Here is a 17716-nt window from a genome sequence, read left to right on the forward strand (position 1 = left end):
GAATACCGTGAAACTTCGAACCGCCACGCTCGCCGTCTCCGCCATACTCGCCGTGGTGCTCGTGGCCCTTGCCGCGGCGCTGGCCGCCGGCGGCCCGACCCGGCCAAAGCCGATGCTGAGCATCAGCGATCCGTTCAAGGACGTGGATTTCTCCGCGCTGCCGGCCCCCGCCCATTACGCGGCACGCGACGGCGCGCAACTCACCTACCGCCGCTATCCCCCCGCCAGCGGTCTGCCCAGCCGGGGCAGCGTGGTCTTGGTGCACGGCTCCTCGGCCAACAGCCAGAGCATGCATCCGCTTGCACAAAACTTCGCGCAGGCCGGCTTCACGGCCTATGCCCTGGATATGCGCGGCCACGGGGCCTCCGGCCCGCGTGGCGATATTGCCTACATCGGGCAGCTCGATGACGACCTGGAAGACTTTGTGAGCACCGTCCAGCCCGCCGGCCCGAAGACGCTGGTGGGATTTTCATCGGGCGGCGGCTTTGCGCTGCGCGTGGCCGGCGGCGCGCGCCAGGCCCTGTTTGACAACTACCTGTTCATGGCGCCCTATACGAACCGCCGCGCGCCCACGTTCCGCCCCGACGCCGGCGGCTGGGTCTCGGTCGGCGTGCCGCGCGTGATCGCGCTCACGCTGCTGAACCGGATCGGCATCACCGCCTTCAACCACTTGCCCGTACTGGCCTTTGCCATCAACGACGCACCGCGCGCCGAACTGACGCCGACCTATTCCTATGCGCTGGCGACGAATTTCCAGCCCGATGAGGACTACCAGCGCGATATTCGCGAGATCCACAAGCCGGCAGCGGTATTGGCCGGGCAGGACGATGAAGTGTTTGTCGCCGCCAGGTTTGCACAAGTGTTCGCCGACGCGGGCCGCCCGGATATTCCGGTAACGCTGGTGCCCGGCACCGGCCACATCATGCTCACGGTGTCACCGGCCGCCCGCGCGGCAGCGGTGCAGGCCGTGGAGCGGCTGGATGGCTTGGCCGGGAAATGACTGGCATGGCAGCGCCGGGCTGCGATGGATGCCATCGCTCGCGCTGCGCCGTGAGCGCACGGCTCTCGCTCACTTGAGTTGATAGGGAATCCGCACACCAGGCTCGCTGATCGAGAAGTCCTTGGTATTGCGTGTGACCAGCAGCATGGAATGCGCTTGCGCTGACGCCCAGATTATCGCGTCAGGCAGCTTGATGCGTGCGGTTTTCCGGATCTGGACTGCGCGGGAGGAAACCGCATCATCGACGGCAATCAGCCGGAACCCATTGAGCCAAGCGCGCAATGTCTGCTCTTCTTCAGCTGTTGCGCCGGCCATCACCGCCATCCAGGTGATGACACTGATCGCCCTTGACTCGTAGCGGCGCATCTCGATCATGGCCTCTTCGATTCCGTTCAAGTGGTCGATCAGGATGTTGGTGTCGAAGAGCGCGTTCACCACTCCTCCCGCAGCTTTTCCTGATACGCAAGGCCATCCACCTCGCGGTGCTTCCAAAGCCCGAAGGTGTCAGAGGCCAGGCCAGGCTTGCGCTGCGCTATGTACGCTTGAATTGCCTCGCGAATGACTACCGCCCGAGGGCGCTTTTCTGCCTCGACAATGGCTGCCAGCTCCTGGAGCTGGTCTTCCGCAAGGTCGACCAGGATGCGACTCATGATGAACCCACAAATGATATGTGATATACGCATCGTATATCATTCGATTTAAAACAACAAGGCACCAGCACGGCGGACCGGACCGGAACACGGTGGCGCTGGAAACCGGGCTGGCGCGCAGGGCTTTGCGACCGGCAACGCATCTGCTCCGGCCCGAACAGGCCCCGTCTGCTCCTGTTCGGCGCGCGCAAGGGGCGCTAGCCTCATGGCTACCCACAAGCCCCTCGCCGGCGGGGCGAACTCCCCCTCCCCGCACGGCACACCTGGAAGTGCTTCATGTATGTGTATGACACCGTCGACCAGCAACTGGTCGACCAGCGCGTTGCGCAGTTCAGCGGCCAGACCGAACGGTTTCTCAACGGCCAGCTCACCGAGGACGAGTTCCGCGTGCTGCGGCTGCAGAACGGCCTCTACATCCAGCGGCATGCGCCCATGCTGCGCGTGGCGATCCCCTACGGCATGCTGGTGTCGCGGCAACTGCGCAAGCTGGCCGAGATAGCGCGCCGCTTTGACCGCGGCTACGGGCACTTCAGCACGCGGCAGAACATGCAGTTCAACTGGCCACGCCTGGAGGACGCGCCCGCTATCCTGGCGGAGCTGGCGACCGTGCAGATGCATGCCATCCAGACCAGCGGCAATTGCATCCGCAACACCACCACCGACCACTTCGCCGGGCTGGCGCCGGATGAGATCGTGAACCCCCTGGTGTGGTGCGAGATCATCCGCCAGTGGTCGATGCTGCATCCCGAGTTTGCCTTCCTGCCGCGCAAGTTCAAGATCGCGGTGAGCGGCGCCACCACGGACCGCGCAGCGGTGGGCGTGCACGATATCGGCCTGCAGGCCGTGGAGCGCGATGGCGAGCTTGGCTTTCGCGTGTGGGTGGGCGGCGGCATGGGCCGCACGCCCATGGTCGGCAAGCTGATCAATGCCTTCGTGCACTGGTCCGATTTGCTCACCTACCTGCAGGCCACGCTGCGCGTCTACAACCTGCACGGCCGGCGCGACAACAAGTACAAGGCGCGCATCAAGATCCTGGTCAAGGACCTGACGCCGGGCGTGTTCGCGCAACAGGTGGACGAGCAATGGCAGCGGATCCGCGGCGGCCCGGACACGGTCAGCGCGGACTTCGTGGCCGGCGTGGCGGGCCGCTTCACCATGCCGGACCATGATCCCGCGGCGGCGCACGAGGCCGGCCCGGATCCCGAACTGGCGGCGGCGCATCCGCGCTTTGCCCGCTGGCTGCGCAGCAATGTGCATGCGCATCGCGTTCCCGGCTACGCCGCCGTGACCGTCTCGCTGAAGGCCACCGGCATGCCGCCCGGCGACATCACCGCCGACCAGATGGATGCGGTGGCGGACCTGGCGGAGCGCTTCGGCTTTGGCGAGCTGCGGGTCTCGCACGAGCAGAACCTGATCCTGGCCGACGTGCGCCGGAGCGCGCTGTTTGCGCTCTGGCAGGCGCTGGACGCGCTGAACCTGGCCACCGCCAATATCGGCCTGCTCACCAATATCATTGCCTGCCCCGGCGGGGATTTCTGCTCGCTGGCCAACGCGGTGTCGATTCCGCTGGCCGAGGCCATCCAGCGCCGCTTCGACGACCTGGACTACCTGTTCGAGATCGGCGAGCTGGACCTGAACATCTCCGGCTGCATCAACTCCTGCGGGCACCACCACGTGGGCCACATCGGCATCCTTGGCGTGGACAAGGCCGGCGAGGAGTGGTACCAGGTGACCATCGGCGGGCGCCAGAACGGCGCGGCCGGCCACTCGCTGCTGGATCAGCACAAGGGCGGCGGCGCGGCGATCGGCCGCATCATCGGCCCGTCGTTCGCGCGCGATGAAATCCCGGATGTGGTGGCGCTGCTGATCGATACCTACCTGTCCCAGCGCGACAGCGAGGCGGAGCGGTTTATCGACGTGGTGGAGCGGGTTGGCCCGGAACCCTTCAAGCAGGCGGTCTACCAGGACCCGAGGATCGTCGCGCGGCGGCAGCAGGCGGAGCAAGCCCGTGCCTGATCACCAATCAATGCCACCGCTGAACAATGTGATTCGCAACGGCCAGCTTGAAGCGGACATCTGGCGCGCCTTCGTGCCAGACCAGAACGCGCCGGTTCCTGCATCGGCATCGGCAGCACACGCACTGCCGCCGGACGAAAACGGCTGGCTGGTCACCCTTGCCACATGGCGGGCAGCACGCGATGCCCTGCGCCTGCGCCGCCACCCGGTGGCCGTGTACCTGGGCCCGGATGCGGACCCTGAAGACCTGCTCGAGGCGGGCGCCGCCACCATCGATGCCACCGGCATCGCGCACCTGGCGATCGACTTCCCGGTCTATACGGACGGGCGCGGCTATTCGCTGGCGCAGCTGCTGCGCACGCAATATGGCTGGGGCGGCGAGCTGCGCGCGGTGGGCGACGTGATGATCGATACCGTGCACTACATGGCGCGCTGCGGCTTCGATGCCTTCGCCGTCAAGCCGAGCCACGACCCGCAGGCCGCGCTGGCGGCGCTAGGGACGTTCACGGTGCACTACCAGAAAACGTACCCGGCGGCGGCGGCGCCGGCTATTTCGGCAACCAGCCGTCCAGCAGTGCGTTGACTGGCTCGTGGGCCTCGTACTGGACCCAGTGGCCCGCGCTGGCAATGACGCGGCCTTCGCGGCGCGGGTTGTCCTGGGTCATTGCCGCGATGGCCGGGACAGGATCCGCCGTGACGTCGTGCTCGCCCCAGGCCAGCAGCACCTCGCCGCCGAAGCGGTCCAGCGCGCCGCGCAGGTCGCCGGAGCGGGAGATGTTCTTGCTGCGAAAGCGCGTGAGGCGGCATGACTCGGTGTGCGCGTACATGGCCATGGCATCGATCTTGGCCGGGTCGGCCAGCATGAACGCCTCCAGGTTGTAGCGCATGGCCACCGCCAAGGCCTCGGCGTCCCCGGCCTTGCGCCAGTCCAGCAGCGCGCGCTGCTGGCGGCGGATGCCGCCATGGCCGCCTGAGCCCATCAGTGCCAGCCGGCGCACGGTGCCGAGCGATGCGGCCACATTGGCCGCCACCAGCCCGCCAAAGGAGAAGCCGGCCAGGCTGAGCGCCTTGCCGCAGCCAGGCAACTGCCTGATGCCCCTGACAAGCGTGCCGGTCATCACCGAGAGATCGCTGGCGATATCGTCCGACTCGCCAAACCCCGGCATGTCCGGCGCCCACACCGTGCGGTGCGCGGCCAGCGCCTCGATATTGCGCACCCAGTGCAGCCAGCTTCCATGCCCGCCGTGCAGCAGGACCACGGGTTGCCCCTCGCCAAAGCGGCGCCAGACGATGCGGCAGCCATCGGCATCGGTGACGATCCGTTCGGATTGTTGCAACAGGGCGGCCGCCTGCGCTTCGGGTTGGGCTGAAGCGACAGGCGTTTTGAGGTTGATCCGGGTCATTGGCATAGGTGCGCGCCGTCTGGCCGCCGGGCGCGGCTATCTGCCTCGGCGCACCTGGGGATGCCGGACGCGCGAAAGACGGTTCCGACCCAGGATCATAGCGAATTCCGGGGGGTCCGTCCCTGGCCTCAGCTGCGTGCAAGGACCGCGTCACCGCTGGCCGGCGCGCGCGCCAGCTTCGGGATATGCCCCTTGACCGCAAGCAGCGCCACCAGCACGGCGGCCATCGCCGCGCCGAGCATGCCGAGGTAGGACGACGCGCCGCCCGCGGTGATCACCGCCGCGCCCGCGAAAGCGCTGAGGATGGCCCCGAGGCGGCCAAAGGCCAGCGCCGATGCCGTGCCGGTGGCCCGCACTGCCGTGGGGTACACGAAGGCACACAGCGCGTACATGGTCGACTGCACCGCATTGACGAACATGCCGTGCACGCCCAGGCCAACGATCAGCAACCCCGTACTGTGGCGAACATCCACGCCTTGCAGCAACAGCGCGCTAGCCGCCCCGCCGGCGCAACAGATCGCCAGCGGCCAGCGCGAGCCGAAACGCGCGATGGCAACCGCGCAGCACAGCGCGCCGATGACACCGCCGAGGTTGTAGGCGGTCAGGCCGGAACCCGCGACCGCCACGTCCAGCCCCTCCGACGCCAGCATGGTCGGCAGCCAACTAAAGGCGCTGTAGACGGCCAGCAGGCACATGAAGAATGCGCACCAGATCGCCAGCGTGTCGCGCGCCTGCCCGGGCGCGAACAGCGCGCCGAAGCCCTTGCGGCTTTCCGCGCCGCGCTCGGCCAGGTCGGTGAAGACGGCGTCAGCCGGCAGCGGCCTGGACATGCGGCCGAGCAGCCGGCGCAGTTCGTCCCACCGGTGCGCTCGGCGCACCAGGAAGCGTGGCGACTCGGGCAGGACCAGCATCAGCAGCACGCCCAGTCCCAGCGGCAGGGCGCCGCCGATAAAGAACAAGCCGCGCCAGCCATAGGCCGGCAGGACCACGCTGGCAAACAGGCCGGCCAGCATGCCGCCCAGCGGCACGCAGACGATCGTGGCCGTCACCGCCAGCGTGCGGCTGCGTGCCGGGGTGAACTCGGCCGTCATGGTGGTGGAGCTTGGCAAAGCGCCGCCGATGCCAAGCCCGGCGATCAGGCGCAGCATGGCGATCGTCGTCGTGTCCGGGGCGAAGCCGATGGCGCAGGTGGCCGCGCCGAACAGGAAGACGCTGCCGATCACGGCCCACCGGCGCCCGAAGCGGTCCGCCAACAGGCCCGCGCACGCGCTGCCGATGCCCATGCCCACCAGCCCGGCCGCCACCGCGGGCGCGAAGGCGCTGCGGGTGATGCCCCACTCCTTGATCAGCACGGGGATCGCGAAGCCGATCAACTGGCCATCGAAGCCGTCCATCACGATGGACAGCGCCGCCAGCATCACGACGATCTTCTGCATGGTCGTGTAGGGGCCGTCATCGAGCACGCTGCCCACGTCGACGGGCGTGCCGGCTTGCCGCAGGTTCGCGCTCATGCTTGCGCTCCATGGCGATGCGCGCCGGGCGCTTGCACCGCGCCGGCCGGGATCATGGCCAGACGGCGCTTGCGCCGCGCGGTTGAAATGCGGCCCGCGGCAATGGCGCGGAACAGATACGTATTCATGCGTGTCTCCTGTCGATGGGCGCTTTGGCCGGGGCCAGCGCTTTTTTGTCTTGCGTCTTGCGTCTTGCGTCTTGCGTCTTGCGTCTTGCGTCTTGCGTCTTGGGGCCACGGCGTGCCGTGGCTCAGTGCTAGCGCAGCGGGCTGGCGCCCTGCCCGCCGTTTGCCGCCCGGGCTTCGATCAGCCGGACGAGTTGCAGCAGGCTCTCCGTGCACGGCACCGGCACCCCGTGGCGCCGCGCCGCGGCCACCACGGCGCCGTTGATCGCATCGATCTCGGTGCGCCGGGCGGCAACGATGTCCTGCAGCATGGAAGGCTTGTGGCCGATGTGATGGCCGATGGCGTGCAACACGTTGGCCCCGACCTTGTCCGCATCGACAGCCACGCCCTGACTCCTGGCCACGGCCAGCACCTCTGCCACCACGGACAAGGCGAGCGCCGTGCCATCCGGGATGTTGCCCAGCTGGTCCACGGTGCTGCCAGTGACCGCGCACAGGGGATTCAGCGCGGCGTTGAATGCCACCTTCTCCCAGATCGCGGCCCACACATCCGCATCGGCGCGGCAGTGCAGCCCGGCGCGCTCCAGCGCCGCTACCGTCTCTGCCACGGCGGGCCGGTCCATGCCATCGGCGCTCATCATCCGGATCCCGCCCTCGCCGTGCGAATGCACGTGCCCGGGGCCAGCCAGGTCGGCCGGCCAAGTGGTGACGCCAATCAGGAGCCGCTGCGCCGGCACGAATCCGGAAATCGCATCGACGCTGCCCAGGCCGTTCTGCAATGTCAGCACAACCGTGTCCGGCCCCAGCAGGTGGCGCACGCCCGTCATCGCGGCGCGCGTGTGCATGGATTTGGTGAAGACGATCAGCAGATCGGGGATGGCATCCGCCTGTTCCGGGCGCACCGCCCGCATGCCTTGGATCCGCCGGTCCGCCTCATCTGTCTGCAGGCGCAGGCCGAAGCGGCGGATCGCGTCGAGATGCGCGTCGTTGATATCGATCAGGGTGACGATATGGCCCGCTTGGGCAAGGCGTGCGCCAAACAGCGAGCCCATGGCCCCGGCCCCGAGAATTGCAATTCTGTTCATAGGCGTCGCCGCGATCCGGCGCTGGTTGAATGGTGTTGTCTGGGCGTGGCGGCAACCCGGCCGCCTGCGGCCTAGAACGGGTAGTGGCGCGGCGTCGTCTGCACGGTGACCCAGCGCAGGTCAGTGAACTCGGCAATGCCGGCCTGCCCGCCAAAGTGGCCAAAGCCGCTGCTCTTCACGCCGCCAAAGGGCATCTGCGCCTCGTCGTGCACCGTCGGGCCATTGATATGGCAGATGCCGGATTGAATGCGCCTGGCCACGTTCATGGCCCGCGCCACGTCGCGGCTGAATACGGCCGACGACAGCCCGTACTCGTTGTCGTTGGCGCAGGCGATGGCCTCGGCCTCGCCGCTGACGCGCACGATGGGCTTGACCGGACCGAACGACTCTTCCGCGTAGATCCGCATCCGCGGCGTGACGTGATCGAGCAGCGTGGCCGGCATCAGGGTGCTGTCCGCCTTGCCGCCGCACAACAGCGTCGCGCCCTTGGCCAAGGCATCGTCGATCAGCGAGTTGCAGCGCGCAACCGTGCTCATGTCGACCACGGAGCCCAGCACCACCGGCCCCTTGCGCGGATCGCCCAGCGGCAGCGCGCGGGCCTTGGCCGCCAATTGCGCGACAAAGGCATCGGCGATCTTGTTGTCGACGATGATGCGCTCGGTCGACATGCAGATCTGGCCGGAATTGGCAAACGCGCCAAAGGCGGCGCCGGCGACGGCGGCATCGATATCGGCATCGTCCAGCACCAGCAACGGCGCCTTGCCGCCGAGCTCGAGCACCACCGGCTTCAAATGCCTGGCACAGCTAGCGGCGATGACCTTGCCCACGCGCGTGGACCCGGTGAAGTTCACGCGCCGTATCGCCGGATGGGCGATCATGGCTTCCACCAGTTCGCCCGCATCGGCCGGCGCATTGGTGACGAAATTCACCACGCCCCTGGGCAGGCCGGCCTCCTGCATGGCTTCGATGATCAAGCCGTGCGTGGCCGGACAGATCTCCGAACCCTTCAGCACGACGGTATTGCCGCAGGCCAGCGGCAAGGCGATGGCGCGCACGGCCAGGATGACCGGGGCGTTCCAGGGCGCCATGCCGAGGACCACACCGGCCGGCTGGCGCACGCCCATGGCCAGGCTGCCCGGCACGTCCGACGGAATGACCTCGCCATGGATCTGCGTGGTCAGGCAGGCCGCTTCAAGCAGGCCGGCCGCGGCCAAGTGCACGTTGAAGCCGGCCCACATGGCGGAGGCGCCGGTCTCGGTGGCCATCGCGGCAGCAAAGGCTTCGCTGCGGGCTTCCAGCGCATGCGCGGCCTTGGTCAGCAACGCGCGGCGCTCGCTCGGGCCGATGGCGGCCCAGGCGTCGAAGGCCGCCGCGGCGGCGTCCACCGCAGACAGCGCATCGGCGACTGTCGCGGCCGGGGCAAGCGTGGCTACCTCGCCGTCCAGGGGATTGCGGCGCTCGAAGGTGGCGCCGTTGCCGGCCTGGCGTTGTTCGCCGTCGATCAGCATCGAAATCTTCTGCATTCTTGTCTCCTTTGTTTTGCTTGCCTGCGGTTTGCTTGCCTGCGGTTTGCTTGCCTGCGGCTCAGGCGACCTCGACTTCGACCAGCGTCGGTACCTGCGAGCGCAACCCATCGGCTAACGCATCGCGCAGCCTTGCAGCGTCCCGCACGCGCACGCCTTCACAGCCCATGCCTTGCGCCAGCGCCACGAAATCGATCCCTGGCAGGTCCGTGCCCTGCACCGGATCGGCCGGGGCAAAGCCAAACTCCGGCGCGAAGTCCTGCAGCGCGGCGTAGCGCGCGTTGTTGAGGATCACGAAGGTGATCGGCAGCTTGAGCTGGACCGCGCTCCAGATGGCCTGGACCGAGTACATGCTGGAGCCGTCGCCGATCAGCGCGATGACGCGTGCCCCCGGCCGCGCCAGCGCCACGCCAACGGCAGCGGGCATGCCGTAGCCCAGGCCGCCGCTATCCATGGTGTAGAAGGTGCCGCTTTGCGTGAACGGCAGGTAGCCCTGCATGACGGGACGCGCGCTGGGCGCTTCTTCCACCACGATGTCGGCGGCGTCGCGCACCTCGGCCAGGGTCTGGAGCACATAGGCGGTGGACATCAGCGGCGTCGGTTCGGCACGCGCACGCGGCTGGCGCGGAGCAGGCAGCGGGCGCGCCCTGGGCGCGGGCCGCGCCAGCAGGTCAAGCACGCCGAGCCGGATATTGCCCACCACCGATGCGCCCACCGGCGTCCAGGCGGCGATGGCGGGATCGTCGATCAGCTGATACAGCGTGGCACCCTGCGGCACGTGGGGGCCTGCGCCTTCCACATGATAGGTAAAGGCCGGCGCGCCCAGCACCAGGATCAGGTCGTGCCCGCCCAGCAGGCCGACGATCTTCTCGCGCATGGCGGGCAGAAAACCGGCGAACAGGCGATGGTCTTCCGGGAAGCCGCAGCGACCAGACATGGGCGCCACATAAACGCGCGCATTGTGCGTCTCGGCCAGGCGCACAACGTCGACCCACGCACCGGCGCGATCGACCGCGCCGCCGATGACAAAGGCAGGCCGCTCGCAGGCATCGAGCGCGGCGCCAACGCGCCCGATCGCCACCGGATCGGGCCGCACCTCGGTGCTGACGGTACGCGCGGCCACCCGTTCGGCCGGCTGGTCCCAGTCGTCCACCGGGATCGAGACCAGCACGGGGCCACGCGGCTCCTGCATCGCCACGTAATAGGCGCGTGCGATGGCCAGCGGCACATCCGCGGCGCGCGCCGGCTCGATGCTCCACTTGACGTAGGGCTTGGCCAGCTCGGTGGCCTGGGTAGACGACAGGAAGGGATCGAACGGCAGGATCGAGCGCGCCTGCTGGCCCGCCGTGACGATCATCGGCGTGCGGTTCTTGAATGCGGTGAAGATATTGCCCATGGCGTTGCCCACGCCAGCGGCCGAATGCAGGTTGACCAGCGATGCATTGCGGCTGGCCTGCGCAAAACCATCGGCCATGCCCACCACCACCGCCTCCTGCAGCCCGAGCACATAGCGGAAGTCAGCGGGGAAATCCCGGAACATCGGCAACTCGGTCGAGCCGGGATTGGCAAACACCGAAGTGATGCCAAGCTGGCGCAGCAGGTCGATCACGGCGTCGCGCACGGTGCTGGTTGCGTTGCGCGCGGCGCCCGCCACGGTTGTCGTGCTACCGGTCATGCAAATCTCTCCCGTCGATGTATTCGGTGGAACGCCTGGCCCAAGGCCAGCGCGTGCTTGGTGCGCAAAGTATGCGAGCCCACCCCTTAATTGAATATTGCCTTCTCGGGCAAAAGGCATTACTTTTGCGCATGACTTTTGATCTGCGCCAGCTCAAGGCCTTCACCACCATCGTCGCCAGCGGCAGCCTGGGCCGGGCCGCCGACGTGCTGCACGTGACCCAGCCCGCACTAAGCCGCACCATCAAGCGGCTGGAGGACGAGCTTGGCGCACCGCTGTTCGAGCGGCACACCAAGGGCATGCAGCTCACCGCGGTGGGCAGCGCCCTGCTCCCCCATGCCACGCTGCTGCAGCGCGAGGCCGAGCACGCGCGCGAAGAGATCGATGCCATGCGCGGCCTGGCCAAGGGCACCATCAAGGTGGGCGCGGTGGGCAGCATCGCCAGCTTGGTGCTGCCGCTGGCGGTTGGCCGGGTCACCAAGGCGTGGCCGAACCTGCGCGTGGAGATTACGGAGGGCGTGTGGGACCGGCTGGCGCAAAGCCTGATCCGGCATGAGATCGACCTGGCGCTCAGCATCTGCGCGCCGGACACCGACGAGATCGTGGCCATTGCCGACTGCCGGTGGGAGGACCGCAGCTACGTGGTGGCAGCGCCGGGCCACCCGCTGCGGCGCAAGCCGGCACTGACCCTGGCCGATACCCTTGAGCAGCAATGGGCCATCCCGCCCCGGGGCACCGGGCCGTTCGAGCACATGCGGCAGGTGTTTGCGGCGCAGGGGCTGGGCCTGCCGAACATCGTCGTGGAGACGCGTTCGGTGACCGCGCTGAAGAGCCTGGTCGCGCAATCCGGCTTTCTGAGCTGGATGGCCGAGCCGATGGTCGAGGCCGAGCGCAAGGCCGGCGTGATCGATATTCTGGACATTCCCGGCGGGGTCGGCACGCGTACGCTGACGGCCTTCCGGCGGCGCCAGGGCATCCTGCCCGGCCCCGCGGTCAAGCTGCTGGAAGCGCTGCGCCAGCTGACCGCGGCTTGATGGGGCCTGATGGGGCCTGATGGGGCTTGATGGGGTGTGATGAGGGTTGCCGGCATGCGTGCCGGCAACCGGCCGCCAGCTAGATCGACGCCAGGGAAATCACCTCGGCAAGGTGCCGTCTTTCGCAAGCCATCTCATCGGCCACGATCTCCGCCATCGCCGCCAGGCTGGCCTGGACGATGGCCGCGGCATCGACCTCGAAATAGCGCCGCAGCGCAGCCCGCGAATCGCTGCGCCCGAAGCCGTCGGTGCCCAGCGTCACATAGCGCCGCCCCGGCGGGACAAAGGCGCGCACCAACTCCGGCAGCGCGCGCACATAGTCGGTGGCCGCGACAATCGGGCCGCTGCCCGCCCCGAGCTGCCGCCCGAACCAGCTATCGATGGCCGGAACCTCGCCATGGCGCCACAGGCGTTCGCGCTCCACCCCTTCACGCGCCAGCTCGATGTAGCTGGTCACGCTCCAGACATCGGCGGCAATGCCATGCACCTGCTCGAGCTGGCGCGCTGCCTTCAGGACTTCGCCCATGATGGCGCCGCTGCCGAACAGCTGCACGCGGTGCTCGAACGCCGCGCCACGGCGCAGCAGGTACATGCCGCGCACCACGCCTTCGTGCGCTTCGGCCGGCAGGCTCGGATTCTCGACGCTTTCATTGGTGACGGTGACGTAGTAGAACTCGTCGGCCTGTTCGCTGACCATGCGCCGCATGCCGTGGTCGACGATGACTGCCAGCTCCCCCGCGAAGGCCGGATCGTAGGCGCGGCAGTTGGGAATGGTCGAAGCCGCCAGGTGGCTTGTGCCGTCCTGGTGCTGCAGCCCCTCGCCCCCGAGGGTGGTTCGCCCCGAAGTGGCGCCGATCAGGAACCCGCGTGCGCGCTGGTCGGCCGCGGCCCAGATCAAATCGCCCACGCGCTGGAAGCCGAACATGCTGTAGTAGATATAGAACGGCAGCATGGTGGTGCCGTGCGTGGCGTAACTGGTGGCCGCCGCGGTCCACGAGGACAGCGCGCCGGCTTCCGTGATGCCCTCCTCCAGGATCTGGCCATCCTTGACTTCCCGGTACGACAGCATTGAAGCCGAATCCTCCGGCTGGTAAAGCTGGCCGAACGGCGCGTAGATGCCGACCTGGCGGAACAGGTTCGCCATGCCGAACGTCCGCGCTTCGTCGGCGACGATCGGGACGATCCGCGGGCCCAGCACGGGATCCTTGAGCAAGGCGCCCAGGTACCGCACCAGGGCCATGGTGGAGCTCATGGCCTTGCCATCGGCATGCAGGGCGAACGCGGCGGTCTTGTCCAGCCCTGGCACGGGCAACGATTCGGCGCCGGGATGGCGCGCAGGCAGATAGCCGCCGAGGGCGGCGCGCCTGGCTTGCAGGTAGCGAATCTCGGGGCTGTCCTGCGCCGGGCGGTAGAACGCGGCCTGGGCCACCTGTTCATCGGTCAGCGGCAGCTGGAAGCGGTCCCTGAACGCGAGCAGATCAATCGGGCCGAGTTTCTTTTGCTGGTGCGTGGTCATCCGGCCTTGCGCGATGGCGCCCATGCCGTAGCCTTTCATGGTCTTGGCCAGCACCACGCAGGGGCGCCCATTGCCCCTGGCGGCTTCGGCAAATGCCGCGTAGATCTTCGCCGGATCGTGCCCGCCCCGGCGCAGGCGGTCGATCTCGTCGTTGGAGAGATGCGCCACCAGCGAGCGCAGCGCCGGCGTCTTGCTGAAGAAGTTCTCGCGGTTGAACGCGCCGTCATTGGCCGAGAGCGTCTGGAACTCGCCATCCACGGTCTGCGCGAACGCGCGGCTGATGGCGTGATCGTGGTCACGTGCCAGCAGCGCGTCCCACTCCGATCCCCACAAGCACTTGACGACATGCCATCCCGCCCCCGCGAACAAGGCCTCGAGCTCATCGACAATGCGCCCGTTGCCGCGCACCGGCCCGTCCAGGCGCTGGAGATTGCAGTTGATGACGAACGTGCAGTTATCCAGCTTTTCCCGGGCGGCCAGCGTGAGCGCGGCGATCGACTCCGGCTCGTCCATCTCGCCATCGCCGAAGAAGCCCCAGACCCTGCGCTCGCTGGTCGCTTTCAAGCCCCGGTTTTCCAGGTAGCGCATGAAACGCGCCTGGTAGATGGCGTTGAGCGGGCCGATGCCCATCGAGCCGGTGGGGAACTGCCAGAAATCCGGCATCAGGTAGGGATGCGGGTAAGAACTCAGGCCGCGAATCCCCTTGCCTTCGGCAACGATCTCTTGCCGGTAATGGCAAAGCGATGCTTCGTCCAGCCGGCCTTCCAGGAAGGCACGCGCATAGACGCCAGGCGCCGAATGGGGCTGGAAGAAAACGAGATCCCCGCCTTGCGCGGCACCGGGGCCGCGGAAGAAATGCTGGTAGCCGACCTCGAATAAATCCGCCGCCGAGGCATAGCTCGCGATGTGGCCGCCAAGCTCGCCATGCGCCTGGTTGGCGCGCACCACCATGGCGAGCGCATTCCAGCGCAGGATTGCCGACAGGCGCTGCTCCATCGCCAGGTCGCCCGGATAGGCCGGTTGCGCTTCGACCGGGATCGTGTTCAGGTACGGCGTTACCTGTGCCGGCCGCCACCGCAACCGATGCTTGCCAGCATGCGCCAGCAACGCATCCAGGATGGCGCAGGCGCGCTCCCTGCCCTGCTCCGGCCCCCAGGCCGACAACACGCCGTCGAGCGCGTCGCACCACTCCTGCAACTCCTGCGGATCCGCCTGCACAACCGGATCGCTCGCCAGGATGGAACCGAATCGGTCACGAGATGCCATCTTGATACGCTCCCGCCGGCAACCGCCCGGCTCAATTTGCCTGGATACCGGCCTTCTGGGCAATGGCCCGCATGCGCGGCAGGTCCTTGTCGATCATGGCGCTGACCTGTTCCGGCGTTGCATAGGAGGGCTCCAGGCCGTTGGCCACCAGTTTTTCCTGGATCTCGTGGTCCTTCATGGTCTGCGCCAGGGCCTTCTCCAGCCGTGACTTGACATCGGGCGGCAAGCCACGCGGGGCCGCGATCGCCACCCATGAATCCGCATCGAAGCCCGGGAAGCCGGATTCCGCGACGGTGGGCACCTCCGGCAGCAGCGTCGCGCGCCTGGCGCCCGCCACCGCGATCACCTTGATCTTGCCGCTCTTGATATGCGGCAGGGATGCCGCGATGGTGTCGACCGAGAACGGAATCTGCCCGCCGATCAGGTCGGCAATGGCCGGGGCGCTGCCCTTGTAGGGAATATGCTGGAGCTGCATGCCGGTAGCGCCCAGGATCATCTCGCCCGCGAAGTGGCCGGTGGTGCCATTGCCGAACGAGCCATAGGCGTATTTGCCCGGCGCGGCCTTCACCGCCGCCATCATCTGCTTGAGGTTGTCCACCGGGACATCGCGATTCGCCAGCAGGATCAGGGGCACGCGCGCGACCAGGCCGATGGGCTCGAAGCTCTTCACCGGATCGTAGGGCAGGCTGGCGTTGATGGCGGGGTTGACCGTGAAGGTCGAGCCGGAACTGATGAACAGCGTATAGCCGTCAGGCGCGGCCTTTGCCACGTAGCCGGCGCCAACGATGGTGCCGGCGCCCGCGCGGTTCTCGATGACCACGGGCTGGCCGAGACGCTCGCCCAGCTTCTTGCCAACCAATCGTCCCATGATGTCCACCGCCCCACCCGGCGGAAACGGCACGACCAGCACGACCGGCCTGGCGGGATATCCCTGGGGCTGCGCATGCGCGGCGCACATGGCGATGCCCAACAGCGACAGCGCCTTCACCGTCATCGAAACGCTTCGTGAAACGACGTTCATGCGCTACTCCTGTGATTGAGCGACGGGGGCAAGCGTGGAGCAAACAATGGGGGGCAAAACGAGACAGGGGCTTTGCCGAACAAGCGAGCCCTGATGCCGGCGTTGCGCCACCGGCATCAGGGGGCAACCAAGCGCGCGGGATCAGCCGTTCCGGAACAGGAAGCTATATGCGCTCAACGCCGGGGCGCCGCCCAGGTGGGCGTAGAGCACCTTGGAGCCTTCCGGAAATTCGCCGCGGCGGACCAGGTCGATCATGCCCTGCATCGATTTCCCTTCGTACACCGGGTCGGTCATCATGCCTTCGAGCTTGGCGCTCATCCGGATGGCTTCGAGCGTCTCATCGGATGGCAAGCCATACTCCGGCCCGCCGTAGCGCGTGTCGAGCACCACGTCTTCGTCGGTGATATCGCGGCCGAGGTCGACCAGATGCGCGGTATTGCGGGCAATGCGCAGGATCTGCGCCCGGGTCTGCGCCGGCTTGGCCGATGCGTCGATGCCGATCACACGGTTGGCCCGGCCATCGGCGGCGAAGCCGACCACCATGCCAGCCTGCGTGCTGCCGGTCACCGAGCAGACCACGACGTAGTCGAACTTGAAGCCTAGCTCGGCTTCCTGTGCGCGCACTTCTTCCGCAAAACCGACAAAGCCCAGGCCGCCCAGCGGATGCTCGGAACACCCCGCCGGGATGGGGTAGGGCTTGCCGCCCGCCTGGCGCACGCTCTGCATGGCCTCTTCCCAGCTCTTGCGGATCCCGATATCGAAGCCATCGCTGACCAGGCGCACGTCGGCGCCCATGATGCGAGACATCTGGATATTGCCAACGCGGTCATAGACGGCATCGGAGTAGTTCACCCAGTCCTCCTGCACCAGCACGCACTTCAGGCCGAGATGCGCCGCCACGGCAGCCACCTGGCGCGTCTGGTTGGACTGGATGCCGCCGATGGACACGAGCGTGTCGCACCCCTGGGCGAGCGCGTCCGGAATGATGTATTCGAGCTTGCGCGTCTTGTTGCCGCCAAACGCCAGGCCGCTGTTGCAGTCCTCACGCTTGGCATAGAGGTCGACCTTGCCGCCGAGATGCGCGCTCAGGCGCTTCAGCGGCTGGATGGGCGTGGGGCCGAACGTGAGCTGGTGGCGGGGAAAGCGTTTGAGATTCATGCTGGCAACTCCTGGGTTTCTTGGATGACTCGGGTGAAGAGCGGGGATCCAGGCATCAAGGCTGGCGAAGAACACTGGCATGTGGCGCCACCTTTCGTTGATGCTGCGACGGACTCAATCCTAGAAAAAAACGCACGAAACATGGTTGCAAATATCAATCCATTTATGCACTATAAAAAATTCATGGCACTTGTTTTTACTCTTTTGTTTTTTGCAAAGCATCATGGACGAAACAAAATTGCGCACCAAAACCGAGCACCCCGTGCCGCATTCCGAGGCATTGGATCGCACCGATAAAGCCATCCTGCGCGCACTCCAGCGCGACGCGTCCATCTCGAATGTGGCGCTGGCAGCCAAAGTCAGCCTGAGCCCGCCAGCCTGCCTGCGGCGCGTGGAGCGGCTCAAGGAACTCGGGCTGATTCGCGGGATCGTGGCGCTGCTGAACCCGGCCGCGCTGGACGCGGGGATGCTGGTGATGATCGGCGTGGTGCTGGACCGGTCCACGCCGGAATCCTTCTCCGAGTTCGAGAAGGCCGCCCAGCAGGTCTCCGGCTGCATGGAGTGCCACGTGGTGACGGGCGAGTTCGACTACTTCATGATGCTGCGCACCAAGGATAGCGAGAGCTTCAATCGCCTCCATGCGGAGCAACTGCTGTATCTGCCGGGAGTCCGCCAGATACGCTCGTTCATGGTGCTCAAGCAGGTGCTGTCGACGACGCAGTTTCCGATCTGA

16 protein-coding genes are annotated in these 17716 nt (G+C 67.2%); 5 read left to right on the forward strand and 11 right to left on the reverse strand.

Going from position 1 to position 17716, the window contains the following annotated elements:
* The first annotated feature begins 7 nt into the window (after window positions 1–7).
* A complete protein-coding gene (locus A9975_RS26220) occupies window positions 8–1000 on the forward strand; it encodes an alpha/beta hydrolase (protein ID WP_183035294.1) in 993 nt (330 codons plus the stop codon).
* A gap of 69 nt (window positions 1001–1069) precedes the next feature.
* Here A9975_RS26220 and A9975_RS26225 read toward each other — a convergent pair whose 3' ends face one another.
* Window positions 1070–1438, reverse strand: coding sequence for a type II toxin-antitoxin system VapC family toxin (locus A9975_RS26225; protein WP_183035295.1), 369 nt, complete (start codon window positions 1436–1438; stop codon window positions 1070–1072).
* Window positions 1432–1650, reverse strand: coding sequence for a ribbon-helix-helix protein, CopG family (locus tag A9975_RS26230; protein ID WP_183035296.1), 219 nt, complete (start codon window positions 1648–1650; stop codon window positions 1432–1434). The genes A9975_RS26225 and A9975_RS26230 overlap by 7 nt, the downstream gene beginning before the upstream one ends.
* A 276-nt stretch (window positions 1651–1926) precedes the next feature.
* On the opposite strand from A9975_RS26230, the gene A9975_RS26235 reads away from it, so the two are divergent.
* A complete protein-coding gene (locus tag A9975_RS26235; RefSeq protein ID WP_183035297.1) occupies window positions 1927–3666 on the forward strand; it encodes a nitrite/sulfite reductase in 1740 nt (579 codons plus the stop codon).
* A gap of 10 nt (window positions 3667–3676) precedes the next feature.
* The gene (locus A9975_RS26240) at window positions 3677–4249 is read left to right on the forward strand and encodes a DUF934 domain-containing protein (protein ID WP_183035298.1); all 573 of its coding nucleotides are present in this window, start codon (window positions 3677–3679) and stop codon (window positions 4247–4249) included.
* Here the strand turns inward: A9975_RS26240 and A9975_RS26245 are convergent.
* From A9975_RS26245 to mdlC, 6 genes are all read right to left on the reverse strand, one after another.
* On the reverse strand, window positions 4215–5003 hold the full coding sequence (locus A9975_RS26245; RefSeq protein WP_255503465.1) for an alpha/beta fold hydrolase: 789 nt from the start codon (window positions 5001–5003) through the stop codon (window positions 4215–4217). The genes A9975_RS26240 and A9975_RS26245 overlap by 35 nt on opposite strands.
* Before the next feature lie 194 nt (window positions 5004–5197).
* A complete protein-coding gene (locus tag A9975_RS26250; RefSeq protein WP_183035299.1) occupies window positions 5198–6580 on the reverse strand; it encodes an MFS transporter in 1383 nt (460 codons plus the stop codon).
* Window positions 6577–6708: a hypothetical protein gene (locus tag A9975_RS38240; protein ID WP_255503466.1), complete on the reverse strand. Its 132-nt coding sequence runs from the start codon at window positions 6706–6708 to the stop codon at window positions 6577–6579. Before A9975_RS38240 ends, A9975_RS26250 begins: the two co-directional genes overlap by 4 nt.
* Before the next feature lie 128 nt (window positions 6709–6836).
* Window positions 6837–7790 (reverse strand): ketopantoate reductase family protein, encoded by a 954-nt coding sequence (locus A9975_RS26255; protein ID WP_183035300.1) that lies wholly within the window; start codon window positions 7788–7790, stop codon window positions 6837–6839.
* A gap of 71 nt (window positions 7791–7861) precedes the next feature.
* The gene (locus tag A9975_RS26260) at window positions 7862–9313 is read right to left on the reverse strand and encodes an aldehyde dehydrogenase (protein WP_183035301.1); all 1452 of its coding nucleotides are present in this window, start codon (window positions 9311–9313) and stop codon (window positions 7862–7864) included.
* 61 nt (window positions 9314–9374) lie between these two features.
* The gene (gene mdlC / locus A9975_RS26265) at window positions 9375–10988 is read right to left on the reverse strand and encodes a benzoylformate decarboxylase (RefSeq protein ID WP_183035302.1); all 1614 of its coding nucleotides are present in this window, start codon (window positions 10986–10988) and stop codon (window positions 9375–9377) included.
* Between the two features lie 131 nt (window positions 10989–11119).
* Between mdlC and A9975_RS26270 the strand changes: the two genes are divergently transcribed.
* Complete coding sequence (locus tag A9975_RS26270; protein WP_183035303.1) at window positions 11120–12022, forward strand: LysR family transcriptional regulator; 903 nt, start codon at window positions 11120–11122, stop codon at window positions 12020–12022.
* 79 nt (window positions 12023–12101) lie between these two features.
* On the opposite strand, the gene mdeB is transcribed toward A9975_RS26270, so the two are convergent.
* The 3 genes from mdeB to A9975_RS26285 all read right to left on the reverse strand — a co-directional run bounded on the left by mdeB (window position 12102) and on the right by A9975_RS26285 (window position 16983).
* A complete protein-coding gene (gene mdeB / locus A9975_RS26275; protein ID WP_183035304.1) occupies window positions 12102–14804 on the reverse strand; it encodes an alpha-ketoglutarate dehydrogenase in 2703 nt (900 codons plus the stop codon).
* A gap of 31 nt (window positions 14805–14835) precedes the next feature.
* On the reverse strand, window positions 14836–15798 hold the full coding sequence (locus A9975_RS26280; RefSeq protein WP_183035445.1) for a tripartite tricarboxylate transporter substrate binding protein: 963 nt from the start codon (window positions 15796–15798) through the stop codon (window positions 14836–14838).
* 168 nt (window positions 15799–15966) lie between these two features.
* On the reverse strand, window positions 15967–16983 hold the full coding sequence (locus tag A9975_RS26285) for a 1-aminocyclopropane-1-carboxylate deaminase (protein WP_183035305.1): 1017 nt from the start codon (window positions 16981–16983) through the stop codon (window positions 15967–15969).
* A gap of 223 nt (window positions 16984–17206) precedes the next feature.
* Here A9975_RS26285 and A9975_RS26290 point away from each other — a divergent pair, with 223 nt between their 5' ends.
* Window positions 17207–17716 (forward strand): Lrp/AsnC family transcriptional regulator, encoded by a 510-nt coding sequence (locus tag A9975_RS26290; protein ID WP_043356167.1) that lies wholly within the window; start codon window positions 17207–17209, stop codon window positions 17714–17716.

The organism is Cupriavidus sp. UME77 (assembly GCF_014170355.1).
In the GTDB taxonomy this organism is placed as follows: Bacteria; Pseudomonadota; Gammaproteobacteria; order Burkholderiales; family Burkholderiaceae; genus Cupriavidus; species Cupriavidus basilensis.